This window comes from Salinicola halophyticus, from assembly GCF_003206695.1.
GTDB classification, from domain to species: Bacteria; Pseudomonadota; Gammaproteobacteria; order Pseudomonadales; family Halomonadaceae; genus Salinicola; species Salinicola halophyticus.
On the sequence record NZ_PZJN01000003.1, the window covers coordinates 561,012 to 586,130 of the forward strand.

At 62.5% G+C, this 25,119-nt stretch carries 23 protein-coding genes; 3 read left to right on the forward strand and 20 right to left on the reverse strand.

What is annotated here, in order from left to right; all coding sequences use genetic code 11:
- Positions 1-10: 10 nt before the first annotated feature.
- Positions 11-955 (reverse strand): cation efflux transmembrane domain-containing protein, encoded by a 945-nt coding sequence (locus tag DOM58_RS04665; protein WP_110691926.1) that lies wholly within the window; start codon positions 953-955, stop codon positions 11-13.
- 140 nt (positions 956-1,095) lie between these two features.
- Here DOM58_RS04665 and DOM58_RS17435 point away from each other — a divergent pair, with 140 nt between their 5' ends.
- Positions 1,096-1,257 carry a hypothetical protein gene (locus tag DOM58_RS17435; protein WP_157957485.1) on the forward strand — a complete coding sequence of 54 codons (162 nt, stop codon included), beginning with the start codon at positions 1,096-1,098 and terminating at the stop codon, positions 1,255-1,257.
- Between the two features lie 51 nt (positions 1,258-1,308).
- Here the strand turns inward: DOM58_RS17435 and DOM58_RS04670 are convergent, their stop codons facing one another.
- From DOM58_RS04670 to topA, 4 genes are all read right to left on the reverse strand, one after another.
- On the reverse strand, positions 1,309-2,148 hold the full coding sequence (locus DOM58_RS04670) for an aldolase (protein WP_223162127.1): 840 nt from the start codon (positions 2,146-2,148) through the stop codon (positions 1,309-1,311).
- 95 nt (positions 2,149-2,243) lie between these two features.
- Positions 2,244-2,486: a hypothetical protein gene (locus tag DOM58_RS04675; RefSeq protein ID WP_075561254.1), complete on the reverse strand. Its 243-nt coding sequence runs from the start codon at positions 2,484-2,486 to the stop codon at positions 2,244-2,246.
- A gap of 216 nt (positions 2,487-2,702) precedes the next feature.
- Positions 2,703-3,182 carry a DUF6586 family protein gene (locus DOM58_RS04680; RefSeq protein ID WP_110691927.1) on the reverse strand — a complete coding sequence of 160 codons (480 nt, stop codon included), beginning with the start codon at positions 3,180-3,182 and terminating at the stop codon, positions 2,703-2,705.
- Positions 3,179-5,800, reverse strand: coding sequence for a type I DNA topoisomerase (gene topA / locus DOM58_RS04685; protein WP_110691928.1), 2,622 nt, complete (start codon positions 5,798-5,800; stop codon positions 3,179-3,181). The genes DOM58_RS04680 and topA overlap by 4 nt, the downstream gene beginning before the upstream one ends.
- Positions 5,801-6,434: 634 nt before the next feature.
- On the opposite strand from topA, the gene pyk reads away from it, so the two are divergent.
- Positions 6,435-7,898 (forward strand): pyruvate kinase, encoded by a 1,464-nt coding sequence (gene pyk / locus DOM58_RS04690; protein WP_110691929.1) that lies wholly within the window; start codon positions 6,435-6,437, stop codon positions 7,896-7,898.
- Positions 7,899-8,070: 172 nt separating this feature from the next.
- Here pyk and oadA read toward each other — a convergent pair whose 3' ends face one another.
- Positions 8,071-9,891 (reverse strand): sodium-extruding oxaloacetate decarboxylase subunit alpha, encoded by a 1,821-nt coding sequence (gene oadA / locus DOM58_RS04695; protein WP_110691930.1) that lies wholly within the window; start codon positions 9,889-9,891, stop codon positions 8,071-8,073.
- Between the two features lie 70 nt (positions 9,892-9,961).
- Positions 9,962-11,377: an acetyl-CoA carboxylase biotin carboxylase subunit gene (locus DOM58_RS04700; protein ID WP_110691931.1), complete on the reverse strand. Its 1,416-nt coding sequence runs from the start codon at positions 11,375-11,377 to the stop codon at positions 9,962-9,964.
- Positions 11,378-11,515: 138 nt separating this feature from the next.
- Between DOM58_RS04700 and DOM58_RS04705 the strand changes: the two genes are divergently transcribed.
- Positions 11,516-12,502 (forward strand): LysR family transcriptional regulator, encoded by a 987-nt coding sequence (locus tag DOM58_RS04705; protein ID WP_110691932.1) that lies wholly within the window; start codon positions 11,516-11,518, stop codon positions 12,500-12,502.
- Between the two features lie 23 nt (positions 12,503-12,525).
- Here DOM58_RS04705 and DOM58_RS04710 read toward each other — a convergent pair whose 3' ends face one another.
- From DOM58_RS04710 to DOM58_RS04770, 13 genes are all read right to left on the reverse strand, one after another.
- A complete protein-coding gene (locus DOM58_RS04710) occupies positions 12,526-13,062 on the reverse strand; it encodes a GAF domain-containing protein (RefSeq protein WP_110691933.1) in 537 nt (178 codons plus the stop codon).
- Between the two features lie 221 nt (positions 13,063-13,283).
- Positions 13,284-14,273, reverse strand: a complete 990-nt coding sequence (gene lipA, locus DOM58_RS04715; RefSeq protein ID WP_223162128.1) for a lipoyl synthase — start codon at positions 14,271-14,273, stop codon at positions 13,284-13,286.
- A gap of 34 nt (positions 14,274-14,307) precedes the next feature.
- A complete protein-coding gene (gene lipB, locus DOM58_RS04720) occupies positions 14,308-14,994 on the reverse strand; it encodes a lipoyl(octanoyl) transferase LipB (RefSeq protein WP_083627678.1) in 687 nt (228 codons plus the stop codon).
- Positions 14,995-14,999: 5 nt separating this feature from the next.
- Positions 15,000-15,326, reverse strand: a complete 327-nt coding sequence (locus DOM58_RS04725) for an HP0495 family protein (protein ID WP_083627672.1) — start codon at positions 15,324-15,326, stop codon at positions 15,000-15,002.
- Positions 15,327-15,491: 165 nt separating this feature from the next.
- Positions 15,492-16,712, reverse strand: coding sequence for a D-alanyl-D-alanine carboxypeptidase family protein (locus DOM58_RS04730; RefSeq protein ID WP_075561246.1), 1,221 nt, complete (start codon positions 16,710-16,712; stop codon positions 15,492-15,494).
- 27 nt (positions 16,713-16,739) lie between these two features.
- Positions 16,740-17,756, reverse strand: coding sequence for a septal ring lytic transglycosylase RlpA family protein (locus tag DOM58_RS04735; protein WP_245392151.1), 1,017 nt, complete (start codon positions 17,754-17,756; stop codon positions 16,740-16,742).
- A gap of 44 nt (positions 17,757-17,800) precedes the next feature.
- Positions 17,801-18,832, reverse strand: coding sequence for a lytic murein transglycosylase B (mltB, locus tag DOM58_RS04740; RefSeq protein ID WP_110691934.1), 1,032 nt, complete (start codon positions 18,830-18,832; stop codon positions 17,801-17,803).
- A 35-nt stretch (positions 18,833-18,867) separates the two neighbouring features.
- Positions 18,868-20,010 (reverse strand): rod shape-determining protein RodA, encoded by a 1,143-nt coding sequence (gene rodA, locus DOM58_RS04745; RefSeq protein WP_075561243.1) that lies wholly within the window; start codon positions 20,008-20,010, stop codon positions 18,868-18,870.
- Entirely contained in the window at positions 20,000-21,895 is a 1,896-nt protein-coding gene (gene mrdA, locus DOM58_RS04750; RefSeq protein WP_110691935.1) for a penicillin-binding protein 2, read from the reverse strand. The genes rodA and mrdA overlap by 11 nt, the downstream gene beginning before the upstream one ends.
- Before the next feature lie 105 nt (positions 21,896-22,000).
- On the reverse strand, positions 22,001-22,468 hold the full coding sequence (gene rlmH / locus DOM58_RS04755) for a 23S rRNA (pseudouridine(1915)-N(3))-methyltransferase RlmH (protein WP_075561241.1): 468 nt from the start codon (positions 22,466-22,468) through the stop codon (positions 22,001-22,003).
- Entirely contained in the window at positions 22,465-22,869 is a 405-nt protein-coding gene (gene rsfS / locus DOM58_RS04760) for a ribosome silencing factor (RefSeq protein WP_110691936.1), read from the reverse strand. Before rsfS ends, rlmH begins: the two co-directional genes overlap by 4 nt.
- A gap of 66 nt (positions 22,870-22,935) precedes the next feature.
- Positions 22,936-23,661, reverse strand: coding sequence for a nicotinate-nucleotide adenylyltransferase (gene nadD / locus DOM58_RS04765; protein ID WP_245392152.1), 726 nt, complete (start codon positions 23,659-23,661; stop codon positions 22,936-22,938).
- Positions 23,648-24,931 (reverse strand): glutamate-5-semialdehyde dehydrogenase, encoded by a 1,284-nt coding sequence (locus DOM58_RS04770; RefSeq protein ID WP_110691937.1) that lies wholly within the window; start codon positions 24,929-24,931, stop codon positions 23,648-23,650. The genes nadD and DOM58_RS04770 overlap by 14 nt, the downstream gene beginning before the upstream one ends.
- Positions 24,932-25,119: the final 188 nt, after the last annotated feature.

A 25,119-nucleotide genomic window follows, 5' to 3' on the forward strand; every position in this document is an offset into this window, starting at 1 on the left:
AGACACGGGGTCAGGATTCGGCAATACCGTGACCGGCGCTGGGCGCGGCCCAGCGCTCTTCCGCAGTGAACAGCGTCTCGACGATCACCGGTGCCGACACTTCACGTACCCTGGCGTCGAGCGTGGCCCGCCACTCATCCGCCTGCCGGATGGTCAACGGGTGGGCCTCGTCGAGCACCACATGCACGGTGACATAGAGCAGCCTGCCCGGCCGTACCATGCGGACATAGACGGCCCGCGTGGGAAGCGGCGCCAACGCCCCGAAAATCGACGCCCGCACGGGATCGACCAAGGCCGATCGCGGAGACCGATTCAACAGCTCCAGAATCGCGGTCCTGGCCACGCGCACCGGTACCCCCAGGCACAGCAGCACGACGGCGATGACCAGCCAGGCATCCACGTAGGGCACGATGGCATGCCAGCCAAGCGCCCGAGCCACGGGAATCAGGCAGAAAGCCAACAGCACCGCCGCCGAGATCAGGGCGTTGACCCGCCAGTTCTCGATATCGGCTTCCAGCAACGGACTGCGGACATGACCACTGACTCGACGCAGCACGAGAGCCGTCAGCGTACAGGCCGCCGTCGCCAGAGCGGCGTAGAAGATGGAGATACCCGCGGCGATGGTGTTGCCGCCGGTGAGCAGTGCGGTGACGGAATTGAACAGCGCCAGGGCGGAGACGCCCAGCATCAGCAGGCCCTTGCAGGCGTTGACCATTGATTCAAAATAGCCATAGCCGAAGGGATAGGTGTCATCGTCCGGTGCGATAACCAGCCGCCCGACCCGCAGCGTGAACAGCCCGACCACGGCGTAGATCGCATTGAACAGGCCATCGAGCAGGATCGCCTGAGAAGCGGACAGCACCGAAACCGTCAACGCCACCGCGCCAATGGCCGCAGCCACGGCCGTCGACAGGCGAAGCGCACCGCTTTCGGTCTTTGGCCAGCCAGTCGCCATCAGTGTCCCTCCAGAATTGACCGCGACCCACGTCGCGCACCGTCGAACCGTCAGTGAACGTAGAACCCGCAGCGACGCTCGCGATCTGTATAATGCCGCCCAACGACGCTCACCCTTTCGCTGCAGGAGCCGCAAGCTCGATGGCCAACTTTGCCTGGATAATCTCGATGCTCGCGATGACCATCGCCTTCCCCACGTTCTTCATCTTCAGCGCTACACGCCGGCGCGGCCTGCTGACGATCGCGCTGACATCGGTTGTCATCGCGGTGATCGCGGCGCTGATCGCAGGTCTGGCGCTGTAGGATCGCCGGACTGGCCTTTTGCAGCGCGGGTCTGGCGCTGCGGGGTGGCGCTCAGTCAGCGTAATCCGGGGCGACACGTTCGAGACGACGGCGCACGCTAGCCAGGTGAAGCCGGGCACTTTCGGGGTCTTCCAGTCGCATCTGTGCCGCCGTGGTGGCCGCGACGGCCGGATCCACCGCCAGCACTTCCCGGCCGGAACTCATCGCCTTGAGCTGCACTTCCGCGGCGCGCTCCAGAAAATAGAGATCGTCCCAGGCCTCGGCGATCGTCGGCGCCGTGACGATCACGCCATGATGGCGCAGGAACACCACATCGGCATCGCCCATGGCAGCGGCAATTCGATCGCCCTCCGCGCTATCCAGCGCGAGGCCATTATAGTGGTCGTCCACCACGCTACGACCATAGAACTTGAGTGCAGTCTGGCCCGCCCACAGCAGCGGCTCGCCAGCCGTCATGGTCAACGCCGTGGCATTGGGCATGTGGGTGTGAAACGCCGACCGCGCGCCGGGCTTGTTGAGATGCAACCGCGCGTGAATATGGAACGCCGTCGCCTCGGGCGCCCCCTCCCCGGAGAGCACCCGCCCCGCGAAATCGCAGATCAGCAGACTCGAAGCCGTGATCTCTTCGAACGCCAGCCCGTAGGGATTGACCAGGAAGCGATCGTTCCATCCCGGCACCATCACCGAGAAGTGATTGCAGATCCCTTCTCCCATGCCCAGGGCAGCAGCCATCCGGAAACAGGCGGCGAGATCCCGCCGCGCCTCGCGAATCGCTTCACTATCCAGTGACCGGTGATCGAGCGTCGTGCTAGCGCAAGCTTCCGACGCCGTGCTAGCGGAAGCATCCGACATGGTACCGGCCGAGATCGGCGTCGTTAACGGCTGAGCCATCGCAGGGTCTCCGGGAGGAGTAGGATCGAATCAATTGGAGGGAAATCATTTCGAGGACGGAACCGGACTCGCTGGTCCCGTCGGATGTCATGAAGCTAGTGTACGGTCGCCAATTCGGCTTCCGACGACTCCTCTTCATCACCTTCCCACAGGTGAGTGCGGGTAATCGCATGATCGAGCATTTCGCGGGCCACCTCGAAGCGATTGCGGCGCAGCAGCTCGACGGCCTCTTCGGAAAAGCGGATCGACACGAGCGGCTCGCCGGTCGCTTCCGCCGGCCGCAGCACCACTTCCCCATTGGCAAGTTCGACGATTTCCAGAATCGCGGTATCGGACACGACTGACCTCTCTCTTTCGTTCTGTGCTGTTTCGTTCTAGACAAATTCGTTGCGTACTATTCGGTCCGCGCGTTGCTCAGCGAGCGTTGGCAGTCAAACACCGATCTATTGGCCGTCACGAATCGGGCAAAAGGCGAGACCAATAAAAAACGACCAGAGCCTGAGCCCCGGTCGTTATCATCTATCGATCAGACTAGCACGACCGCCCCGCGCCGGTCACCATTCGCTGCTGCCCTCACGCAGCGATGGCAACAGCGCCCTGAACTCTCGGTGACACCAGCGCAACGTCTCGGCGAGCGTCGGCTCTCCGGCGCTGGCAATCAGCCGACGCGGCGCCTCGCGGCGCGCCGCGCCCTCGTCACCATGCAATGCTCGCAACCGTTCCAGCAACATGGCCAGCCAGCTCTCAGCGTCATCGGCCAACGAGCGTAGGCGTTCGAGCTCAGCGACGGGGACCGAGGTGGCCTGCAGCCAGGCTCGCCAATCATCGTGAGTCAGATCGGTATGCTCGGTCACTTCGCGAAGCAGCGCATTCAAGGCCAGTTCCAGCTGCCCCAGCGCCGCTTCTTCCAGCGCCATGCGCCGCGCCGTCGCATGCTCGTCGCGATTCGCCTCCTCGGTCCGAGCATCGGCACCGAGCGCCAGCAACAGGTCAGCCTGGTAGAGCAGCTGATTGGTACGGGCCACAGACGTCACTTGCGCTTGTCCTCCACCTGCCAACGGCCGTCTTCGAATGTCGCGCGCCAGCCGGTCGCCTTGCCAGCTTCGTCGGTCATCACGAACTGGCTCTTGGCCTTGCGCGAAAACCGGATTTGGGCCGGCCGACCGTCCGGATCCTCGCTGGGCGCCTCGAGCAGAAAGTGATACTTCTCGGGCAGCGCATCGGCGTGTGCCTTGAGCTCTTTCACCAGCGGCGGTCGCGTTTCCCGATTCTTGGGAAACTGGCTGGCGGCCAGAAACAGGCCGCTGGCGCCGTCTCGCAGCACGTAATGATCGTCGACTTTCAGACAGGCCAGTTCCGGCATCGGAATCGGATCCATCTTGGGCGGTGCTACCTCACCGCTCTTCAGCAGCTTGCGGGTATTGCCGCACGCCTCGTTGGTGCAGGCAAAGTACTTGCCGAAACGCCCGCTCTTGAGCTGCATTTCGGAGCCACACTTGTCGCACTCGATCACCGGACCGTCGTAGCCCTTGATCCGGAAACGGCCCTGCTCGATCTCGTAATAGCCGTCGTCATCGTTGCTGAGATAGAGCTTGCGACCCTCGTCGATCAGATAGCTATCCATCGCCGTACCGGTGTTCGGGTTGCGCCGCTTGGCGCGCAACGCGTCGGTTTCGGCGGCCTCGTCGGCCTCCTCCGGTACTGCTTCATCCCCAGGAATCAAGTCGATGGTGGTCTTGCAGCGCTCTTTCGGCGGCAGATTGTAGCCGGAGCAGCCCAGGAACACGCCGGTCGAGGCGATGCGAATCTGCATCGGGCGGCCGCAGGTCGGGCAAGCGATATCGGTCTCGACCGGGTCGTTGGGACGCATGCCCTCGTCGCCCTCGGCGCGTTCCAGCTTCTGCTTGAAATCGGCGTAGAACGCGTCGAGCACTTGCTGCCACTGCTCGTGTCCTTCGGCGACTTCATCGAGACGATCCTCCATCCGGGCGGTGAAGCCGTAGTCGAGCAGATCGTTGAACGACTCCACCAGACGATCAGTGACGATCTCGCCGAGTTTCTCGGCGTAGAAGCGCCGGTTGTCTAGCTTGGCATAGCCTCGATCCTGGATCGTGGAGATGATCGCCGCGTAGGTCGACGGCCGGCCGATGCCCCGCTTCTCCAGCTCCTTGACCAGGCTGGCTTCGGTATAACGTGCCGGCGGCTTGGTGAAGTGCTGTTGCGGATCGATCTGCTCGACCTGCAGCGTCGCGCCCTCCTCGATGTCCGGCAGCTGCGCCTGCTCGTCCTTTTTCGCCATCGGCTTCATTACGCGGGTGTAGCCGTCGAACTTGAGCACCCGGCCGCGCGCCTTGAGCTCGAAGCCCTCGGCCTCGATGGTCAGCGTCGTGGCGAGATATTGCGCCGGCACCATCTGGCAGGCCACGAACTGACGCCAGATCAGTTCATAGAGACGCTGAGCGTCGCGCTCGACGGGCAAATCGTCGGCCCGCTGCTTGACGTTGGACGGCCGGATGGCCTCGTGGGCCTCCTGGGCGTTCTGCTTGCTCGAGTAGCGAATCGGCGACTCCGGCAGGTAACGTTCGCCGAATTCCGCCTGGATGTAATCACGCACGCCGGCGACCGCATCCTGGGACAGGTTGGTCGAGTCGGTACGCATGTAAGTGATGTAGCCGCCTTCGTAGAGGCGCTGGGCCAGCGTCATCGTCTTTTTGACCGAGTACCCCAGGCGGCCACTGGCTGCCTGTTGCAGGGTCGAGGTAATGAACGGGGCGTTGGGCTTGGAGCTGGTCGGCTTGGTTTCGCGGCTGGTGACGTCGAATGCTTCCCGACGCAGCGGCGCGATGCGCTCGAGCGTTTCCTTCTCGGAGGTCGGCCGGAAAGCCTCGCCCTTTTCACGAGCCACCTCGAAACGGACCGGCTCTCCGTCCGGCGTGATCATGTCGGCATGAACGTCCCAGAACTCTTCCGGGTTGAACGCGCGGATATCGCGCTCCCGGTCGACGAGCAGGCGTACCGCCACCGACTGCACGCGACCGGCGGAGAGGCCGCGCGCGACCTTGCTCCAGAGCAGCGGAGAGACCATGAAGCCGACCACGCGATCGAGAAAGCGACGACTCTGCTGCGCCTCGACCCGGGCGATGTTGAGCGTGCCGGGCTGCTTGAACGCTTCCTGAATGGCGTTCTTGGTGATCTCGTTGAACACGACACGCTTGTAGCGCGAGTCATCGCCGCCGATGGTCTCTTTCAGGTGCCAGGCGATCGCTTCCCCCTCGCGATCCAAATCCGTTGCGAGATAGATGGTGTCGCTCTTGTCGGCGAGCTTCTTGAGCTCTTCGACCACCTTTTCCTTACCCGGCAGGATCTCGTAGTTGGCCTGCCAGCCATGCTCGGGATCGATCCCCATGCGGCGAATCAACTGATCCCACTGCTTCTGCTTCTTGTAAATCGCCTTGTCGTCCGGCGACATCTTGCGGGTGATCGCCGCCTGTCTCGCCCGCTCCTTGGGATCGCTGGCCTGCTTGGAAGAACCACTGGTCGGCAGATCACGGATATGCCCGACACTCGACTTCACCACGAAATCGTTGCCGAGATACTTGTTAATGGTCTTGGCCTTGGCCGGTGACTCAACGATAACCAGTGACTTGCCCATAGCTCTCCTGCTTCTTTTATAGAGTGCGGCTAAATAAATAGAGTGCGGCGAATGTTACCAAGTACTGTGTTTTTACAGGGTACACGGCAGATTCCACTGAGTGCCGAAAATTCGTAGCATGCGGCGCCAGTGGCCGCTGGCACGTGTTTAGCGACGGAAAGTGGCGACAGAAAACGGAGCCTGGCCGGAAAATGCGCCTACCCTACCCTAGCCGTTCTCGGCGCGCCAGCCGAAGCTTGACTTCCCCCGATCCTGGCGGCGGCGCGACCTTGGCTCTTCATAATGGGTCTTTGTACCGAGATTCCAAGCCGGGAAAGGCATCTCGACCCCGGGCCTCTCCGACCTTGCGTCCATGTCACATCGTGGCCAGGCGCGCTACACTTGGCTAAATTGGCGCCGCTGACGGCACGTCATCAGCATGACATGCTGACGTGATCACTCTATGACGACCTGAGCGGATCCCCTGTCACCGCAGTCGCCTCGGCATCGCGCCACAGTCGCATCGCTGTCACACCAGTCGTGACGCTTCGGACAAGATGATCGCCATGTTGTAAAATCACCACCTCTTTCCGCCGCGGATCATTTCTCTTCTTTGGCGCGCCGGATGACTCACTCAGCCACCAGGAGAATCTCTATGCAGCAAGCGTTTCACGGCCCGATTCGTCGCACCAAGATCGTCGCTACGCTGGGTCCCGCCACGGATCGCGAGGGAGTACTGGACGCCATCATCGAAGCCGGAGTCGACGTCGTCCGTCTGAACTTCTCCCACGGCAATCCCGAAGATCATCGTCGCCGGCTCATGGCCGTACGTGAAGCCGCGGAACGTCAGGGGCGTGCGGTGGCGGCGCTCGGCGATCTCCAGGGCCCCAAGATCCGGATCGCCCGCTTTGCCGCCGAAGGCGGTGTCAAGCTCGAGAAGGACCAGCCCTTCCTGATCGACGTATCGCTGGATCGCGATGCCGGCGACAGTGAGCGCGTGGGCTGCGACTATGCCGAGCTGGCCGATGACGTCGCCGTCGGTGACACCCTGTTGCTGGATGACGGTCGCCTGGTCCTGGAAGTCGAGCGCATCGAAGGCCCGAAAATCTTCACCAAGGTCAAGGTCGGCGGCAAGCTGACCAACAACAAGGGTATCAACAAGCAGGGCGGCGGCCTCTCCGCAGCCGCGCTGACGGAAAAGGACAAGGAAGACCTCAAGACGGCGATCGATATCGGTGTCGACTATCTGGCGGTCTCCTTCCCGCGTAGCGGCGCCGACATGCAGTACGCTCGCGAGCTGCTCGGCGAGGCGGGTCAGGAGATCGGCCTGGTCGCCAAGATCGAACGTGCCGAAGCCGTTGCCGACCCGGAAACGCTGGACGACATCATCCGCGCCTCGGAAGCGGTAATGGTGGCTCGCGGCGATCTCGGCGTCGAGATTGGCGATGCCCAGTTGATCGGCGTGCAGAAGCGCATCATCTCCCGCGCCCGCAGCCTCAACAAGGTAGTCATCACCGCGACCCAGATGATGGAGTCGATGATCGAGTCGCCGTTGCCCACTCGCGCCGAGGTGTTCGACGTCGCCAATGCGGTTCTCGATGGCACCGATGCGGTCATGCTGTCGGCGGAAACCGCCGCCGGCGACTACCCGGTCGAAACCATCCGCGCCATGAATCGGCTGTGCCTGGGCGCCGAGCGCGAGCGCGCCGCTCAACAGTCGCAGCACCGCATCCACGAAGGCTTCAGCCGCGTCGACGAGACCCTGGCGCTGTCGGCGATGTATGCCGCCAACCACCTCTCAGGCGTAGTCGCGATTGCCTGTTTGACCGCCTCCGGCTATACCCCGTTGATTGCTTCGCGCATCCGTTCCGGGCTACCCATCGTCGCCTTGGCCGAAACTCCCATGGTCCAGCGCCGAATGGCACTCTATCGCGGCGTCGTATCACTGGTTTTCGACAGCTCTCGCTTCCCGCTGACCGAGATCAACGCCGGCGCGATCAAGGAGCTGGTCAGCCTCGGACTCGCCAAGAAAGGCGACCATGTCATCCTGACGCGAGGCGATCACATGAACGCCCATGGCGGCACCAACACCCTGAAGATCATTCAGGTTGAAGAGTAAGCCGTAGCGTAAGCGCCATGGCGGCCTTCGATGAAACGATAAAATGAAACGAAAAACGCGGAGCCCAGCTCCGCGTTTTTTGTCCTGATGACGCCGATCTCAGCGGGGAATCGACCCGTGCTTTGGTTTCCCCCCACTATTCGGTCTCCCCCCACTATTCGGTCTCCCCCCACTATTCGATCTCGATCAACACTTCACCCGGGGTGACGCGATCGCCCTTGGCCACGTGGACCGCCTTGACGGTGCCCCCGGTTCGCGCCTGAACTTCCGTCTCCATCTTCATGGCTTCGGTAATCAGCACGGCCTGGCCTTCCTTGACGCTGTCACCCTCGGCCACCAGCACGTCGACGATATTGCCCGGCATCGAGGTGGTGACGTGCCCCGGCGAACTGGCCTTGGCCCGTCCACCGCTCTTGTTCTCCTGAACGAACTCATCCTTGGCCTCGAACACGACCTCTTCGGGCATGCCATCGAGAGTCAGGTAGACGCGACGCTTGCTGCCACTGCTGCTGCCGACGCCGGTAATCTGCACTTCATAGGATTCTCCGTGAACGTCGATGACGAACTCCGTCGGCACGCCTTCGGAAACCGGACGACTGGCGCCACCCGCGGCCTCTGGCGCCGGGATCGCCTCCGGCACCAGGGTGCCGTCACGCCGTGCTTGCAGATATTCCCGTCCCAGGTCCGGGAACATGGCGAATGTCAGCACGTCCTCCTCGCAGCTGGCGAGTTCGCCGATATCGGCCTTGAGCCTGGTCATCTCCGGCTTGAGCTGATCGGCGGGCCGCCCTTCGTCCACGGGTTCGTTGCCGATCGCCTTGCGCCGCACTTCCGCATTCACCGCGGCCGGCGGCTGACCGTAGCCACCCAGCAGATAACGCTTCACCTCATTGGTGATCGATTTGTAGCGCTCGCCGGTCAGCACGTTCATGGCCGCCTGGGTCCCGACGATCTGCGAGGTCGGCGTGACCAGCGGCGGATAACCGAGATCGGCGCGAACCTTGGGAATCTCGTCGAAGACGTCCTGAATCCGGCCCAGCGCGTTCTGCTCCTTCATCTGGTTGGCCAGGTTCGACATCATGCCGCCCGGCACCTGCCAGATCTGCACGCTGACATCCTCGCGGGTGTACTCGCTCTCGAAAGCCGCGTACTTCTTGCGGACCTCGCGAAAATAATCACCGACTTCCTTGAGCGCGACCAGATCCAGCCCGGTGTCGTAGGGCGTTTCCTGGAACGCCGCGACCATGGCTTCGGTGGACGGGTGACTGGTACCGCCGGCAAAGGCCGAGATACAGGTATCGATATGCCGGCACCCCGCCTCCACCGCCTTCATCTGGCTCAACGACGCAAGGCCGGACGTGGCGTGTGCGTGCAGATGTACCGGCACGTCCACGGCCTCGACCAGGGCTTCCACCAGCTCTCCGGTGGCGTAGGGCGTCAACAGGCCGGCCATGTCCTTGATCGCGATAGAATCCGCACCCATATCGACCAGCCGCTTGGCCTGCTCCACATACATGTCACGCGTGTGGACCGGGCTGACGGTGTAGCAGATCGTGCCTTGAGCGTGCTTGCCGCTGGCCTTGACCGCCTTCATCGCGGTTTCCAGATTGCGCAGATCGTTCAGCGCATCGAACACCCGGAAGATATCGATCCCGTTGTCGGCCGAACGGGCCACGAAACGTTCGACCACGTCATCGGCATAGTGGCGGTAGCCGAGCAGATTCTGGCCGCGCAGCAGCATCTGCAACGGCGTATTGGGCAGCGCTTCGCGCAACGACTGCAGCCGTTCCCACGGATCCTCCTTGAGGAAGCGCACGCAGGCGTCGAACGTGGCGCCGCCCCAGACTTCGAGCGAATGAAAGCCGATGGCGTCGAGCTTGGCGCAGATCGGCAGCATGTCCTCGGTTCGCATGCGCGTGGCGATCAGCGACTGATGTCCATCGCGCAGGACGACGTCGCTGACCCTGACGGATGAGCCGTTGGCGTTGTTCATGTCTTTCTCCTGATCCTGATTCGGGTCCATTCCGGCTATTCTGATTTCGGCTTATCGTGATTCAACGGATTCAGAGTCCCGCGTGGGCGGCGATGGCCGCGGCGATCGCCAATGCGACCTCTTCCGGATTGCGTTTGACGGAGTAGTTGAGCAATTCAGGATGGGCGGGAACGAACCCGGTATCGAAACGGCCGGCACGAAATTCGGGATGTCGCAGAATTTCCTGATAATACGGTGCCGTGGTCTTCACGCCCTGCAGGCGCATATCGTTGAGCGCCCGAATCCCGCGGTTGAGCGTCTCTTCCCAGGTCATGCCCCAGACGATCAGCTTGAGGCACATCGAATCGAAGTACGGAGGAATCGTGTAGCCGGTATAGATCGCCGTATCCGTCCTCACGCCGGGGCCGCCGGGCGCGTAATAGCGCGTGATGCGTCCGAAACTCGGCAGAAAGTCGTTCTTGGGATCCTCGGCGTTGATCCGGAACTGGATGGCATAGCCCTGGTGCCGAATGTCCTCCTGGCGGTAGGCCAGGCGCTCCCCGGCGGCGACGCGCAGCTGCTCGCGGACGATATCGACGCCGGTAATCGCTTCGGTAATGGTGTGCTCGACCTGGACCCGGGTATTCATCTCCATGAAGAAGACTTCGTTGTCCTTGACCAGAAATTCGACGGTGCCGGCGTTCTCGTAACTCACGGCCTGGGTGGCGCGCACCGCCATCTTGCCGACGTAGCTGCGCTGCTCAGGCGTCAGCTGCGGACTGGGGGCGATTTCGATCAGCTTCTGGTTACGCCGCTGGATCGAGCAGTCGCGCTCGAACAGATGAATGACGCCGCCGTGACTGTCCGCCAGCACCTGGACTTCAATATGCAGCGGGTCGACCACGCACTTTTCCATGAACACCTCGGCGCTACCGAACGCCTTGGTCGCTTCGGAAATCACCCGGTCCCAGGCCTGGCCGAGCTGATCCGGCGTGTCGCAACGCCGAATGCCGCGCCCACCGCCGCCGGAGGTCGCCTTGAGCATGATCGGGTAGCCGATCTCTTCGGCCACCGTCAGCGCCTCGTCGAGATCGGCGAGATTCCCCTCGGAACCCGGCGTGACCGGCACGCCCGCCTCGCGCATGGCCGCTCGCGCCGCGGTCTTGTCACCCATTTTGGCAATGACTTCGGCGCTGGGACCCACGAAGGCGATGCCCGCCTGACTGCAGATCCGGGCGAACTCGGCGCTTTCGGACAGGAAGCCATAGCCGGGGTGAATGGCGTCACAGCCCGTTTCCCGTGCCAGGCTGACGATGCGTCGCGGGTCGAGATAGCCCGCCAACGGCTCGTCGCCCATGAAATAGGCCTCGTCCGCGCCTTTGACGTGAAGCGAAAACCGATCGGGCTCGGTGTAGATTGCCACTGACCGGATGCCCATCTCGGCGCAGGCTCGTACAATACGCACGGCGATCTCGCCGCGGTTGGCGATAAGCAGTTTCTTGAACACCGTTTGGCCTCCGGATTGCGCGTGGACAGGTCGTTCGTCTCTCCTTCTACGCTAGCCATCCGTGATCCAATAGAAAAATTGATATTTCTTTGCCAACCTATAAGCTCAACCTTATACCTGTCCCTGAGAGCGTGCCGAATGTCACGACCCAATCTGCTCAATCGACTGACGTTCCGTCAGCTCCAGGTCTTCCAGGCCGTCCACCGTCAGCAATCCTACTCGCGTGCCGCCGAGCAGCTCGGGCTGACACAACCCGCGGTCAGCGCCCAGATTCGACAGCTCGAGCAGGCACTCGCCCAGCCGCTGTTCAAGTACGCCGGGAAAACGCTGCACATCCTGCCGGCCGCCGACGCGCTGGCGGCGTCGACGCAGTCGATCTTCGGACAGGTTTCGAGTTTACAGATGGAGTTATCGGAGCTGGCCGGCACGATTCGCGGCGAGCTCAACCTGGCGGCCGTCTCCACCGCGCAGTATGTGGTGCCCCACATCCTGGCACGCTTTCGGGCTCGCTATCCCGAGGTTCAGATTCGGCTGCGCGTGTGCAATCGGGCCCAGGCCCTGGAACGGCTGGCGGAGAGGCGGGATGATCTGGTGATCATGGGCATGGTGCCGGAGGACCCCAACCTGGTGTTCATGCCCATCCTGGACAATGAGCTGATTCCGGTCGTCTGGCCGGGCCATCCGCTGGTGACGGCCGATCGGGCGACGCTCGAGGATTTCGCGCGACACTATCTGTTGATGCGGGAACCGGGTTCCGGTGCGCGGACGGCGTTCGAGGATTTTGCCGCGAGGGAACGCATTTCCCTGCACCATACCATCGAGCTGGGTACCAACGAGGCCATCAAGCAGGGCGTGATGGCGCATCTCGGCGTGGCCGTATTGCCGCGATTGGCAGTGCAACTGGAGCTGGCATCCGGCCTGCTGGCGAATCCGACCATTCCCGGCTTCCCGCTGAGACGCTCGTGGTGCACGGTCTACCCCAAGGATCGCTACCCCACGCCGGTGACGGAGCTTTTCCTGCGCTTCGTACGCGAGCTGCTGCCGGAACTGAACGCGCACTTCCGCAAACCGATGGCCCCGATCGAGACGCCGACGCTACTGTGTCTACCCGCCGAGGGTAGTTAAAAAAGCCGTGCCAGCGAGAACCGTCAGTGGGTGGAGCCAGCCAGGGTCTCGCGCTGGCGCGCCTGGGCGCGCAGTACATGCAATTCAATCAGCTCTTCGGCCTGTGCCGCGAGGAGCCTCAGTCGATCCATCTCCGCGTCCTCGAAGGCCCGCGGCAGCGTCCCTATCAGGCACAACGTCCCCACACAGACTCCCGGAGCCACGAATAGTGGAAATCCCGCGTAGAACCGGATGAAGGGAGACCCGGTGACCAGTGGGTTGTCCGAGAACCGGGGATCCCGTAGCGCATTGTTGATCACCATCGGCTGACCATCGGCGACGACATGCCCACAGAACGAGATCCGCCGCGGCGTCTCGCAGACCTTGAGCCCCTGATGCGACTTGAACCACTGACGATCCTCGTCGATCAACGTGATCATCGCCATGGGTAGATCGAAGATCTTTGTCGCCAACTCGGTCAGTCGGTCGAACCCCTTGTCGGCGTTCGAATCGAGCAGCTGCAGACCCCGCAGGGCGATCAGACGCTCTGCTTCTTGGCGAGGAATTTCCGGTGCATTCATAGTGCGAACTCTTTATAACCGAGGAAACCATCGGGTGATCAATGAAAAGCCGTCGAGTCGCTCGCTGAGCGACTCCATGAATACGCCGATGGCGCGTTATCGGATGCATTCCTGGTCGCATTGGCCCGAAGTCCGTTCATGACCATCAAACGCAAAACGGGCCTGCCGATCGTGATTCGGCAGGCCCGTCGCGTTTTCCGGTCAATGCAGGACCACGGCGTCTACTTTACCTGGACTCCGTGCGCCTGCTTGTCGGCGTGGTAGGAAGAGCGTACCAGCGGCCCCGATGCGACATGCTTGAAACCCAGCGCCCTGGCCTGTTCGGCGAACCAGTCGAAGGTATCGGGATGCACCCAGCGGTCGACCGCCAGATGGTTACGCGAGGGCTGCATATATTGGCCCAACGTCAGCATGTCGACATCGTGGGCACGCAGATCGCGCATCACCTCGATGACCTGCTCGTCGGTTTCACCGACCCCCAGCATCAAACCCGATTTGGTCATCACTTCCGGACGACGTGCCTTGTAACCTTTCAGCAGGTCCAGCGACCACTGATAGTTCGCCCCGGGGCGTACCTTGCGATAAAGCGAAGGGACGGTTTCCAGGTTGTGGTTGAAGACGTCCGGCGCCTCGCCTTCGAGAATGTCGAGAGCCACCTGCATCCGCCCGCGGAAGTCGGGCACCAGCACTTCGATCTCGATATTCGGACTGTCACGGCGAATCTCGCGGATGCAGTTGGCAAAGTGCTGTGCCCCGCCATCGCGCATATCGTCACGATCGACGGACGTCACCACCACGTAGTTGAGCCGCATTTCGGCAATGGCTTCGGCCAGCTCGCGGGGCTCGTTCTCGTTGAGCGCGTTGGGCCGCCCGTGCGCCACGTCACAGAACGGGCAGCGCCGGGTGCAGATGTCGCCCATGATCATGAAGGTCGCCGTACCGCCGCTGAAGCATTCGCCAAGATTGGGACAGGACGCTTCTTCGCAGACGGTGTGCAGCCCGTGCTTGCGCAGCGTCTGCTTGATATGGGTCACCTGCGGCGAAACCGGCATTCGGACGCGCAGCCAATCCGGCTTCTTCGGCAGCGTTTCGGTCGGAATGACCTTGACGGGGATCCGCGATACCTTATCGGCACCCCGCAACTTGACGCCGCGCTCGGCGCGGGCCGGCTTCTTGGTTTCGGGCGTTGGCATGACGGTCGTCTCGGTCATAGGTCCCTTCCTGATAGTCGTGGAACGCCGCTAGCTAGAGAGTCGCTAACGGTTCAAAAGCCTGTGGCGGTTCGAAAGCCCGTGGCAACTGTTGCTGAACATCGAGCGTCGCGGACAGCCGCTGCGCGAAACACGCCGCCAGTCGATCGGCCTCTCGGGCGAATGACAGTGGCCCCGACACCTGATCGCGTAACTGGGTCATCGCGAGGCCGGCATAGCCACATGGATTGATTCGCGCGAACGGCGACAAATCCATATCGATGTTGAGCGCAACACCGTGAAAGCTGCAGCCGCGCCGAATACGCAGCCCCAGAGAGGCGACCTTTCTCGCCCCGACATAGACGCCGGGAGCATCCGCTCTGGCTTGGGCGTCGACCCCATGTGTCGCCAGCAGATCGATGACGGCATGCTCGAGCAGCGTCACCAGTTCTCGGACCCCCAATCCCCGCCGCCGCACATCGAGCAGCGGATAGAGCACGACCTGACCGGGGCCATGATAGGTCACCTGCCCGCCACGATCACTGGCAACAACGGGGATGTCTCCCGGGGTCAGCAGATGTTCCGGCTTGCCGGCCCGCCCCTGGGTGAAGACCGGCTCGTGCTCGACCAGCCATAGCTGATCCGGCGTCTCGCCAGTACGCTCGTCGGTAAAGCGCGACATCGCCTGCCACACCGGCAGGTAGGGCTGACGCCCGAGGCGATAAAGCGGAAGTGACGACATCGGTGTCACAGCACCATGTGGACGCGGCCGGTGGCTTTCAGATCCTGGAACAGCGCATCCAGCTGCGCCTCCCCGGTGGCATGAATGACGACCCGGATCGACTGGAAACGCGCATTGCGACTGTCGGTCAGCTTGACCGATGCCGGATCGAATCCCGGCGCGTGACGCTCGATCACCTTGCTGACCGCCGCGACGAAGTCTTCGGCCGCATCGCCGACCACGCGGATCGGGTAGTCGCACGGAAACTCGACCTTGGGCCGGGGAAGATCGACATCATTCGGCGTCTGGGCTTTTGGGGTCTGAGGCTGTTGAATCTTGGATTTCCGAGTCATGGGATTTCAGGCACTGCAGTCGATTTCCGACCATTCTACTCAACATTAACCCGCTCACCAACTGATGCCAGCCGGGGCGGATTTTGGCAAGCTCGAGAATGGGGCGCCGCCGGCAAGCGGCACCACAGTTCAGCTTGCAGGGCTCGAACCCGTCGATGGACGCGCTCAGTCGAACAGCCCGGTCACGAACAGGACGATCGAATCCCACACGCGTTTGAAGATGCTGCCTTCCTCGACGTTCTCGAGCGCCACCAGTGGCTCCTGGCCCAGCACTTCATCACCGGATTTGATCTCGAGCGTGCCCATCTGCTGCCCTGCCTTGATCGGCGCGTGCAGCGTTTCCGGCAGATTGAGGCGAGCGGTCAGATTGTCGGCACTGCCCCGCGGCACGGTCATGCTCACTTCGTTTTGAACGCCGAGGCGCACGGTGTCTTTGTCCCCGCCCCAGACGCGCGCTTCATTGAGCACGGAGCCGGCATCGTAAAGCTTGCGAGTCTGGAAGAAGCGGAACCCGTAGTTGAGCAGACGCTGTGTCTCGGCGGCGCGCGCTTCGTCGGAGTTGGTCCCCATGACCACGGCAATCAGACGCGTATCCTGCTTCTTGGCGGACGCCACCAGACAGAAGCCGGCGGCTTCGGTATGACCGGTCTTCAGCCCGTCGACATCCGGATCGCGCCATAGCAGTCGGTTACGGTTGGGCTGACGGATATCGTTGTAGGTGAAATACTTCTCGGAATAGACCTGATAGTGGTCAGGGAAGTCCGTGATGATATGACGCGCCAGAATTCCCAGGTCATGAGCAGACGAATAGTGGTCGTCGTGCGGCAGCCCGGTGGGATTCATGAAATGGCTGTTCTGCATGCCCATACGCTGGGCCTGCTGATTCATCAGATCCGCGAAAGCCGACTCGCTACCCGCGACGTACTCCGATAGCGCCACACTGGCATCGTTGCCGGACTGCACCACCACGCCACGCAGCAGATTCTCGACGCTGACCTGGGTGCCTTCCTGGATGAACATGCGCGAACCGCCTGTCCGCCAGGCATTCTCGCTGACGCTGACCATGTCGCTATCGGCGATACTGCCGCTATCGATCGATTGCTCGACGATATAGGCCGTCATCATCTTGGTCAGGCTCGCCGGAGGCAAGCGCTGATCGCCATTGTGATTGACCAGCAGTTGCCCCGTGGACGCATCCATCAGCACCCACGAAGAGGCGGCCAGATCGGGCGGCGACGGAATCAACTGGTCCGTTTTCGGATTGGTCTGCGACATCTGGCTGTCCGGCGTGGGCTGCTGGGCGCTGACCGGAGATGAAAGCAGGCCCAGGCATAGCGATGCCGAGATGACCAGGCGTGAAACAGACGAAGTGAACAACGCTTTCATGACAATCGGGTTCTCACTGGACAAGGGTTACTGAGTGGGTGCTACCAAGATCACTTGGCCGAAGCCGGCGTCTCGCAGGGTAGCCCTGATGGATTCGAGCGACGCCAGGTCATCGATAGGCCCGACCTGGACACGATAGGGAGGAGACGCATTGTCAATGCGAACCGGCTGCGACAGCAAGCCCTGCAGTCGGCTTTTCAATGCTTCGGCTCCGGTTTGCGAACCGAGCGCAGCCACTTGGACATACCGCTGCCCCGCCGTCGACGGCGTTTCTGACGACGTTTTTGGCGACATCGAGGACCCGTCACGGCCGGCCGATGAAAACGCTTGCCTCTGCACCGGCTGATTCGTGTTCGCCGCCGCGAGAACGGGATCGATACTCGACTCGTAATTCAGATCAGAGTCCAGATCGGCGCCGTTCGCGGACGACGTCCGAACGGACGTGGATCGAGACGGTTCGGTAGCGGGTCGAGAATCGGAGTCATTGCGGGCAACGCGCGCGGCGGCATCGGTCGAGCGATCGTGATCACGCGCCCAGGCGACGGGATCGATCGCCTCGACCTTGACTCGACCGGTGCCGCCTTTGAGGATTCCCAGCCGCGCGGCGGCCGCATAGGAAAGATCGATCAGCCGATCGCTGTGAAACGGGCCACGATCATTCACCCGCACGATGACCTTGCGGCCGTTATCGAGATTGGTGACTCGCGCATAGGTCGGCAATGGCAGCGAACGGTGCGCCGCCGACATCTTGTACATGTCGTAGGTCTCGCCGTTGGCTGTGTCGTAGCCCTGGAACTTGGTCCCGTACCAGGAAGCGCGGCCTTCAGCGGTATAGCCGGTGGGGTCGTTGAGCACGTGATAGGTCTTGCCCCAGACGGAATAGCTCGAACGGTTACCGCTTCTGGAACGCGGCTCGACCCTGGGCACCGCATCCGGCACATTGGCTACGTCTTCGGGCGAATCCGGATAGGCGTCCCGATCCATCGCATAACGGCCGCCACCATTCTGCGACCCGCCGCCTGCACAGCCCACCAGCAACGCCAACGCCAACGTCGCGCCGAGCGCCCGCCACCGGCCGTACCATAGAATCACGCGCCCTCACCCATGGCCGTCTGAATGCGCTGAGCCAACGTGGCCACCGCCATGGCATAGAGATGACTGTGGTTGTAGCGCGTAATCACGTAGAAGTTGTTCAAACCCATCACGTAGCGCACGTGACCGTCGGCGAAATCCAGCGCCAGTGGAACCACCTCGTCGGTGGACGACAGGTTTCCTGCCGTCGGTTCGATGCCGACACGCTTCAGTGTCTCGACCGACGTATTCGGTGGCTCGGTGCGATTGAAGTCGATGGAGGGCGGCAACGTATCCGGGCCGCTCGCCTCGACCAATACCGGCTGATGGCGCTGCCAGCCATGCTCGCTGAAGTAGTTGGCGATACTGCCAATGGCATCGACCGGATTGTTCCAGAGATCCTTCAGGCCATCGCCATCGAAATCGACCGCGTAGGCCCGATAGCTCGTCGGAATGAACTGGGGATAGCCCATCGCTCCTGCGTAGGATCCGAGCAGTGTCGTCGGATCGACACCCTGACCCAGGGTAATCCCCAGAAACGCTTCCAGCTCGCCGCGAAAGAACGCCCCACGGGACGGATGATGGAAGGCCAGCGTCGAAAGCGAGTCGAGCACCCGATGCGTGCCCTTGTGCCGGCCATACTGGGTCTCGACACCCAGAATCGCGACGATCACTTCGGGGGGCACGCCATAAATCCGCTCGGCCCGCGCCAGGGCGTCACGGTTTTCGTTCAGGAACGCCACACCCTGCTGAATCCGCTGTGGCTGTATGAAAATATCGCGATATTCATCCCAGCGCAGCCGCCGCTCTGCGGCGTGGCTCATGGCGTCCAGCACTTGCGGGCGATACTGCGCGGCCTGCATCGCGGCATTCAGCTCGCGACTCGCCAGACCCTGCTTGCTGAGCGAATCGAGCATCGTTCGCACCTCGGGGTGCGTAGCGGGATCGAAGTCGTCGTCCGCCTGTGCCGCCGGGCCGATCGAACACAACAGCCCGATCAGCAACAGCGTGATGCGAAACCGACGTTCCTGCTTACAACGCAGCGGCATGCGCGACTGGCTCCCTGCTTGCGGCTCGTCCACCGTCAGTGTGTCAACAGACGGCGGTGCGTATGAATCGACATGAGAATACCGAACCCGGCCATCAAGGTCACGCTGGAGGTCCCGCCGTAGCTCACCAGCGGCAATGGAACCCCGACCACGGGAAGAATGCCGGTCACCATGCCGATATTCACGAAGACGTAGATGAAGAAGGTCAGCACGATGCTGCCGGCCAGCAGGCGCCCGTAGGTATCCTGAGCATTGTTGGCCATCACCAGTCCTCGCGAGACCAGCAACAGATAGAGCACCAGAATGGTGCTCATGCCGATCAGCCCGAACTCCTCGCCCAGAACAGCGACGATGAAGTCGGTATGACGCTCGGGCAGGAACTCGAGCTGGGATTGCGTTCCCAGCCCCCAGCCTTTGCCTTCGATGCCGCCACTGCCAATCGCCGTCTTGGACTGGATGATGTTCCATCCGGCGCCCAGTGGATCGCTTTCGGGATTGAGAAAGGTCAACACTCGCTGACGCTGGTAGTCGTGCATGCTGATCCACAGCATCGGCATCGCCGCTCCCGCCAGACCCGCCAGGGCGAGAATGAATTTCCAGGAGAGCCCTGCCAGCAGGATCACGAAGACCGCAGCGCAGGTGACCAGCAACGATGTCCCCAGGTCAGGCTGGCGGGCGATCAGCAGTACCGGAACACCAACGATCACCGCACACACCACCAGGTCGCGCCAGGTCGGCGGCAGCGGTCTCCGGTGAAGATAGGCCGCCAACATCATCGGCATGGCGATCTTCATCAATTCAGAGGGTTGAAACCGCAACGGGCCGATCTCCAGCCAGCGCTGGGCGCCCATGCCGATGTCTCCCATGATCTCGACGGCGACGAGCATCAACAGACCGGCACCGTAGGCCACCGGCGTCCATCGAAAGAGAATGCCGGGTGAGAACTGCGCTATGACGACCGCACCCACCAGCGCCACGCCCATGCGAATAGCCTGGGCCATCGTGGTCGACGCCGACATGCCACTGGCGCTGTAAAGCACGACCAGCCCAAACGAGATCAGCAGCAGCAGAATCGCCAACAGCCACGGATCGAGATGCAGCCGCAGCCAAAGCGAACGCTTGCGACCGACCCGCGCTCGCTGCGTTCGCGGTGCAACGCGTTGAAAATCAATCGCCATCGATACTCTCGACTTCTTCGTTGACAGTGGTACCCGGCTGATTCTTCAGCTCGCTGTCCGGCAGCAGCCAGGCATCGGTCAGCTCACGACCGAGCCCGGATACCCCGCCGCCGGCGTTCTCGACGATCACGGCGATCGCGATCTGAGGGTCGTCGACCGGGGCGAAACCGATGAAAAGGGCATGATCGCGCAGGCGTTCGGTCAGTTCGTCGGCGTCGTACTTCTGATTCTGGCCCAGCGAGAAAACCTGGGCCGTACCGGTCTTGGCCGCCATCTCGTACTGCATGCCAGCGCCGACCTTGCGCGCGGTCCCCTCGGAGCCGTGAAGCACCGCCTCCATGCCCTCATAGACATCCTCCCACCAGCGCGCGTGGTCGATCTGGACATCCGGCTTGGTACCCGCAAACGGTGGCTCGATAGCTTCATCGCCAACCTGCTTGGCCAGGTGCGGCCGTACCCAGTGGCCGTGATTGGCCAGCGTCGCGGTGGCCGTTGCCAGCTGCAACGGCGTCGCCATGAAGTAACCCTGGCCGATGCCGGCAGAAAGGGTTTCACCGGGGTACCAGGCCTGGTTGTACTTCTCGCGCTTCCATTCGCGCGAGGGCATCAGGCCCGGCAAGGCGCCCTGGACATCCAACGACGTCACCTCGCCAAAGCCGAACTCATGCATGGTCTCGGAAAGCCGGTCGATACCCAGCCGATAAGCCATGGTATAGAAGTAGGTGTTATTGGAGACTTCCAGCGCCCGTTCGAGGTCGACACGACCATGGCCCCAGCGCAACCAGTTATGGTAACGCCGGGTATCGTTGGGCAGCTGGAAATAGCCGGGGTCGTAGATGATATCGTTGGGTTTGACCACCCCATTCTGCAGGGCGCCCAACGCTTCGAACGGCTTGACCGTGGACCCCGGTGGATACTGACCTCGTACCGCGCGGTTATACAGCGGCAGGTCGAGATTGTTCTGCAGGGCCTGATAATCCTTGTAGGAGATGCCGGTCACGAACTTGTTGATATCGAAACCCGGTGCCGAAACCATCGCCAGAATATCGCCCGTCTTGGGCTGAATCGCGACGATCGCGCCGCGCCGGCCGTCCAGCAGGTCATAGGCCATGTGCTGCAGTCGGCTGTCGATCGTCAGTTCGATGTCCTTGCCCGGCTCTGCCGGATCCCGATCCAGCTCACGCAGGACTCTACCGCGGGCATTGGTCTCGACCTTGCGCAGACCGGCCTTGCCATGCAGCTGGTCCTCGTAGGTGGACTCGACTCCCGTCTTGCCGATGAAGTGCGTGCCGGCGTAGTTGCCCGGATCCAGCTCGGCCAGCTCCTCGGTGTTGATTCTTCCGACGTAGCCCAGCACGTGCGACATCACGATCGGGTCGGGGTAGTAGCGCATCAACTGCGCCTCAACCTCGACTCCGGAGAGCAGGTAGCGATTCACTGCCAGGCGCGCGATTTGATCCTCGCTCAGATCGCTCATCAACAGTGCCGGCTGATAGGGCCGCTGGCGTTGCAGAGAGCGCGCGCGAAAGGCATCCACCTCGCTCTCGGGCAGATCGAGAATATCGATCAGACGCTGCAACGTCGTATCGAGATCGTCGACACGCTCGCGCACGATGGTGAGGTTGTAGGTGGGCCGATTTTCCGCCAGCAGCTTGCCGTTACGGTCGTAGATCAGCCCTCGCCGTGGCGGCAGCGGCTCGACCCGCATGCGGTTGCTGTCGGAGCGCGTGATGAAGACGTCATGCTCGATGACCTGCAGATAGACCAACCGGGCAAGCAACCCGCCTGCCATCAGTGCGATGATCAGCACTGCCACCAGCGAGCGGTTACGAAAGACACGCACTTCGCGCTCGTGGTTCTTGACGTTTTCCCGACGCTTACGCATGGCGAGAACGGCGATTCAGTGCGACGGACGACGTCGAACGGGCGCAGCGTCCAGGGGCGTCGCTTTGGTTGGCGTCGAGTGGGAACAAGCGACTGACTCTCTGAATCAACGGTGGTACGGGTGGCCTGAGAGCAATGACCAGGCGCGGTAGAACTGCTCCGCCAGCACGACCCGCACCAGCGGGTGCGGCAGGGTCAGCGCAGAGAGCGACCAGGATTGCCGGGCGCGAGCGACGACACGGGGATCGAGCCCTTCGGGCCCGCCTACCACCAGGGCAATATCCTGACCTTCCTGGCGCCAGATACCCAGGCGTTCGGCCAGTTGCTCCGTGGACCAGGACGCCCCTTCGACTTCCAGCGCAACGATATGTTCCTGATCGCGCAGTTTTTCCAGCATTCGATCGCCTTCGGCCTGGATCGCCCGCGCGACATCGGCGTTCTTGCCGCGGGCGCCCGCAGCAATCTCGACGATCTCGAACGGCATTTCACGCGGCAACCGTTTGCGGTACTCCTCGACGCCCGCCTCTACCCACGCCGGCATGCGCGAGCCAACGGCAAGCAGTCGAATCTTCATCCGCGTAGTTCTTGCCCACGTAATTCTTGCCCACGTAGTTCTTGCCGGTCCGGGGTTTCCGTGCGCTGCGAATCGGTCGGCAGGTCGGCCCAGAGCCGCTCGAGATCATAGAGCTGACGCGTTTCCGGCATCATCACATGCGCGATCACGTCGCCCAGATCGACCAGCACCCACTCGCCGCCCTGCTGCCCCTCGATACCCAGCGGACGCAGCCCGGCATCCTTGGCCTTCTCGACCACGTTGTCGGCCAGGGCGGACACATGGCGCGAAGAAGTTCCGCTCGCGACCACCATGACATCGGTGACGCTGGTCAATGCGGCCACATCCAGCTCGACGACATCGCGAGCCTTCAGCTCCTCGAGCGCTTCCACCACCAGTGATTTAAGCGTATCTGTCTGCATAGCTCCTCGTCATATAACCCCCTTGAACGGGGAATCGCGACTCCCGGAATCCGGGAGTCGCGCATTTTACTCGGATAACGCCTGAACGCCAGCCCCGGGCTCGCGGTAGAGGCCGTGGCGCTCGATATAGCGCTCGACGGGCTCGGGGATCAGGTAGCGTACGCTGAGCCCTTGCTGCAAACGCCGACGAACCTCGGTCGCGGCAATCGCCATCCGACTGGGTAGTCGCAGTCGCAACAGGTTGCCGGCCGGAGCCGCCATCATCGTCTCCACCGTCGAGACCTCGCGCCCCTCGATCAATGCCGCCAGCTCTGGCTCCAACGGCGCGTCATGGTCGGGCCGGTCGATAACCACGATATGCGCGAGCGACAGCAGGCGCTCGCGCTGATGCCAGTCGGGGAGTCCCAGAAAGGCGTCGTGGCCGACAGCCATGACCAACCGCGCCTGCTCGCCCCACTCTTCACGCAATGACGCCAGCGTGTCGACGGAGTACGAGTGACCGGAGCGACGCACTTCACGATCGTCCGCCACCAGCCCGGGGGTGGTACCGATACCGGCTTTCAGCATCGCCAAGCGATGCTCGGCAGAGATACCCGGCGCCTGGCGATGCGGCGGCACGTGCACCGGAATCATGTGGACTGCGTCAAGCGCCAGCACCTCACCCAGCTCGACGGCACTGCGCAGATGCCCCATGTGAACCGGGTCGAACGTCCCCCCCAACATGGCGATACGGGGCATGGACGCGCCTTGCCGCTCGAGAAAGGAGACGTCCTGCACGTCAACTCCGTACATGGCCGTCCCCGAAGACGACGTACTTGCGGGTGGTCAATCCCTCGAGTCCGACCGGGCCGCGGGCATGAAGCTTGTTGGTCGAAATGCCGATCTCGGCGCCCAGGCCGTATTCGAAGCCATCGGCAAAGCGTGTCGAGGCGTTGACGATGACCGAGCTGGAATCGACCTCGGCCAGGAACCGTCGCGACAGGGTCAGGTTTTCCGTGACGATCGCATCGGTATGCTGAGAGCCGTGGGTATTGATATGGTCGACGGCCTGATCGAAGTCATCGACGACCCGGATCGCCAGAATGGGCGCCAGATATTCCGTCGTCCAGTCCGCCTCCGTGGCCGCGACGGCATCGCCGATCCAGCTCCGCGTACGCGAGCATCCGCGCATTTCGACGCCCTTGTCGCGGTAGATGGCGGCGAGTCGCGGCAATACCAGCGCCGCGATATCGATGTGAACCAGCAACGTCTCCATGGTGTTGCAGGGCGAATAGCGCTGGGTTTTGGCGTTGTCGGCGATGGCCACCGCCTTGTCGATATCCGCACCGGCATCGATATAGACGTGACAGATGCCGTCGAGATGCTTGATCACGGGTACCGTCGCTTCACTGGCGACGCGGGCGATCAACGATTTGCCGCCACGCGGAACGATGACGTCGACGAACTGGGGCATGGTGATCAAGGTGCCGACGGCGGCGCGATCCGTCGTCGCCACCACCTGGACGGCATCCTCCGGCAGGCCGGCGTCCTCGAGCCCCAGACGAATGCATTCGGCGATCGCGGCATTGCTGGCCGCGGCTTCCGAGCCTCCCCGCAGGATGCAGGCATTGCTCGATTTCAGGCAGAGACTCGCGGCTTCGACGGTCACGTTGGGGCGCGACTCATAGATGATGCCGATCACGCCCAACGGGACCCGCATCTGACCTACCTGAATGCCGCTCGGCCGATAGCCGAGACCGTCGATCTGGCCGACGGGATCGGCTAGCGCCGCCACCTGCAGAACGCCGGCGATCATGGCGTCGATTCGTTCCGGGGTCAGTGCCAGGCGGTCCAGCAACGCCTCGTTCAGGCCGTTGTCGCGACCGCGCTGCAGATCCTGCTGGTTGGCCTCCGCCAACGCCGGACGCGCGGCGTCCAGTCGGGCCACGATAGCCTCGAGGGCAGCATTCTTGCGCCCGCTGTCGACGCGGCGCAGGGCCGCGCTGGCGGTGCGAGCACGCTGCCCCAAAAGATGCATGTACTGAACGATGTCCTCGACCCGGGCGGTCGCAGTCTGCTGCATGGTGTACTCTTTCCGTCTCGATGATGATTCGGTGACAGTTCGCTTCGGGCGCGATTCAGAATCGAAATCTGCCGTTTCCCCGCCAGGGCGGAAAACGGGCAGGTCAGACGCATCGGCGCTATACGGTCAGTCGGGCGCATGCGATAGTCGATCAATAACCGCGCCTGTCATTCGCAATCGGTCCAATA

Bases quoted from the DNA above. Each gene is read 5' to 3' on its own strand.
- DOM58_RS04665 (WP_110691926.1), bottom strand. From the start codon at position 955: ATGGCGACTGGCTGGCCAAAGACCGAAAGCGGTGCGCTTCGCCTGTCG.
- DOM58_RS17435 (WP_157957485.1), top strand. From the start codon at position 1,096: ATGGCCAACTTTGCCTGGATAATCTCGATGCTCGCGATGACCATCGCC.
- DOM58_RS04670 (WP_223162127.1), bottom strand. From the start codon at position 2,148: ATGGCTCAGCCGTTAACGACGCCGATCTCGGCCGGTACCATGTCGGAT.
- topA (WP_110691928.1), bottom strand. From the start codon at position 5,800: ATGGGCAAGTCACTGGTTATCGTTGAGTCACCGGCCAAGGCCAAGACC.
- pyk (WP_110691929.1), top strand. From the start codon at position 6,435: ATGCAGCAAGCGTTTCACGGCCCGATTCGTCGCACCAAGATCGTCGCT.
- oadA (WP_110691930.1), bottom strand. From the start codon at position 9,891: ATGAACAACGCCAACGGCTCATCCGTCAGGGTCAGCGACGTCGTCCTG.
- DOM58_RS04705 (WP_110691932.1), top strand. From the start codon at position 11,516: ATGTCACGACCCAATCTGCTCAATCGACTGACGTTCCGTCAGCTCCAG.
- DOM58_RS04710 (WP_110691933.1), bottom strand. From the start codon at position 13,062: ATGAATGCACCGGAAATTCCTCGCCAAGAAGCAGAGCGTCTGATCGCC.
- lipA (WP_223162128.1), bottom strand. From the start codon at position 14,273: ATGACCGAGACGACCGTCATGCCAACGCCCGAAACCAAGAAGCCGGCC.
- lipB (WP_083627678.1), bottom strand. From the start codon at position 14,994: ATGTCGTCACTTCCGCTTTATCGCCTCGGGCGTCAGCCCTACCTGCCG.
- DOM58_RS04725 (WP_083627672.1), bottom strand. From the start codon at position 15,326: ATGACTCGGAAATCCAAGATTCAACAGCCTCAGACCCCAAAAGCCCAG.
- DOM58_RS04730 (WP_075561246.1), bottom strand. From the start codon at position 16,712: ATGAAAGCGTTGTTCACTTCGTCTGTTTCACGCCTGGTCATCTCGGCA.
- mltB (WP_110691934.1), bottom strand. From the start codon at position 18,832: ATGCCGCTGCGTTGTAAGCAGGAACGTCGGTTTCGCATCACGCTGTTG.
- rodA (WP_075561243.1), bottom strand. From the start codon at position 20,010: ATGGCGATTGATTTTCAACGCGTTGCACCGCGAACGCAGCGAGCGCGG.
- mrdA (WP_110691935.1), bottom strand. From the start codon at position 21,895: ATGCGTAAGCGTCGGGAAAACGTCAAGAACCACGAGCGCGAAGTGCGT.
- rlmH (WP_075561241.1), bottom strand. From the start codon at position 22,468: ATGAAGATTCGACTGCTTGCCGTTGGCTCGCGCATGCCGGCGTGGGTA.
- rsfS (WP_110691936.1), bottom strand. From the start codon at position 22,869: ATGCAGACAGATACGCTTAAATCACTGGTGGTGGAAGCGCTCGAGGAG.
- nadD (WP_245392152.1), bottom strand. From the start codon at position 23,661: ATGTACGGAGTTGACGTGCAGGACGTCTCCTTTCTCGAGCGGCAAGGC.
- DOM58_RS04770 (WP_110691937.1), bottom strand. From the start codon at position 24,931: ATGCAGCAGACTGCGACCGCCCGGGTCGAGGACATCGTTCAGTACATG.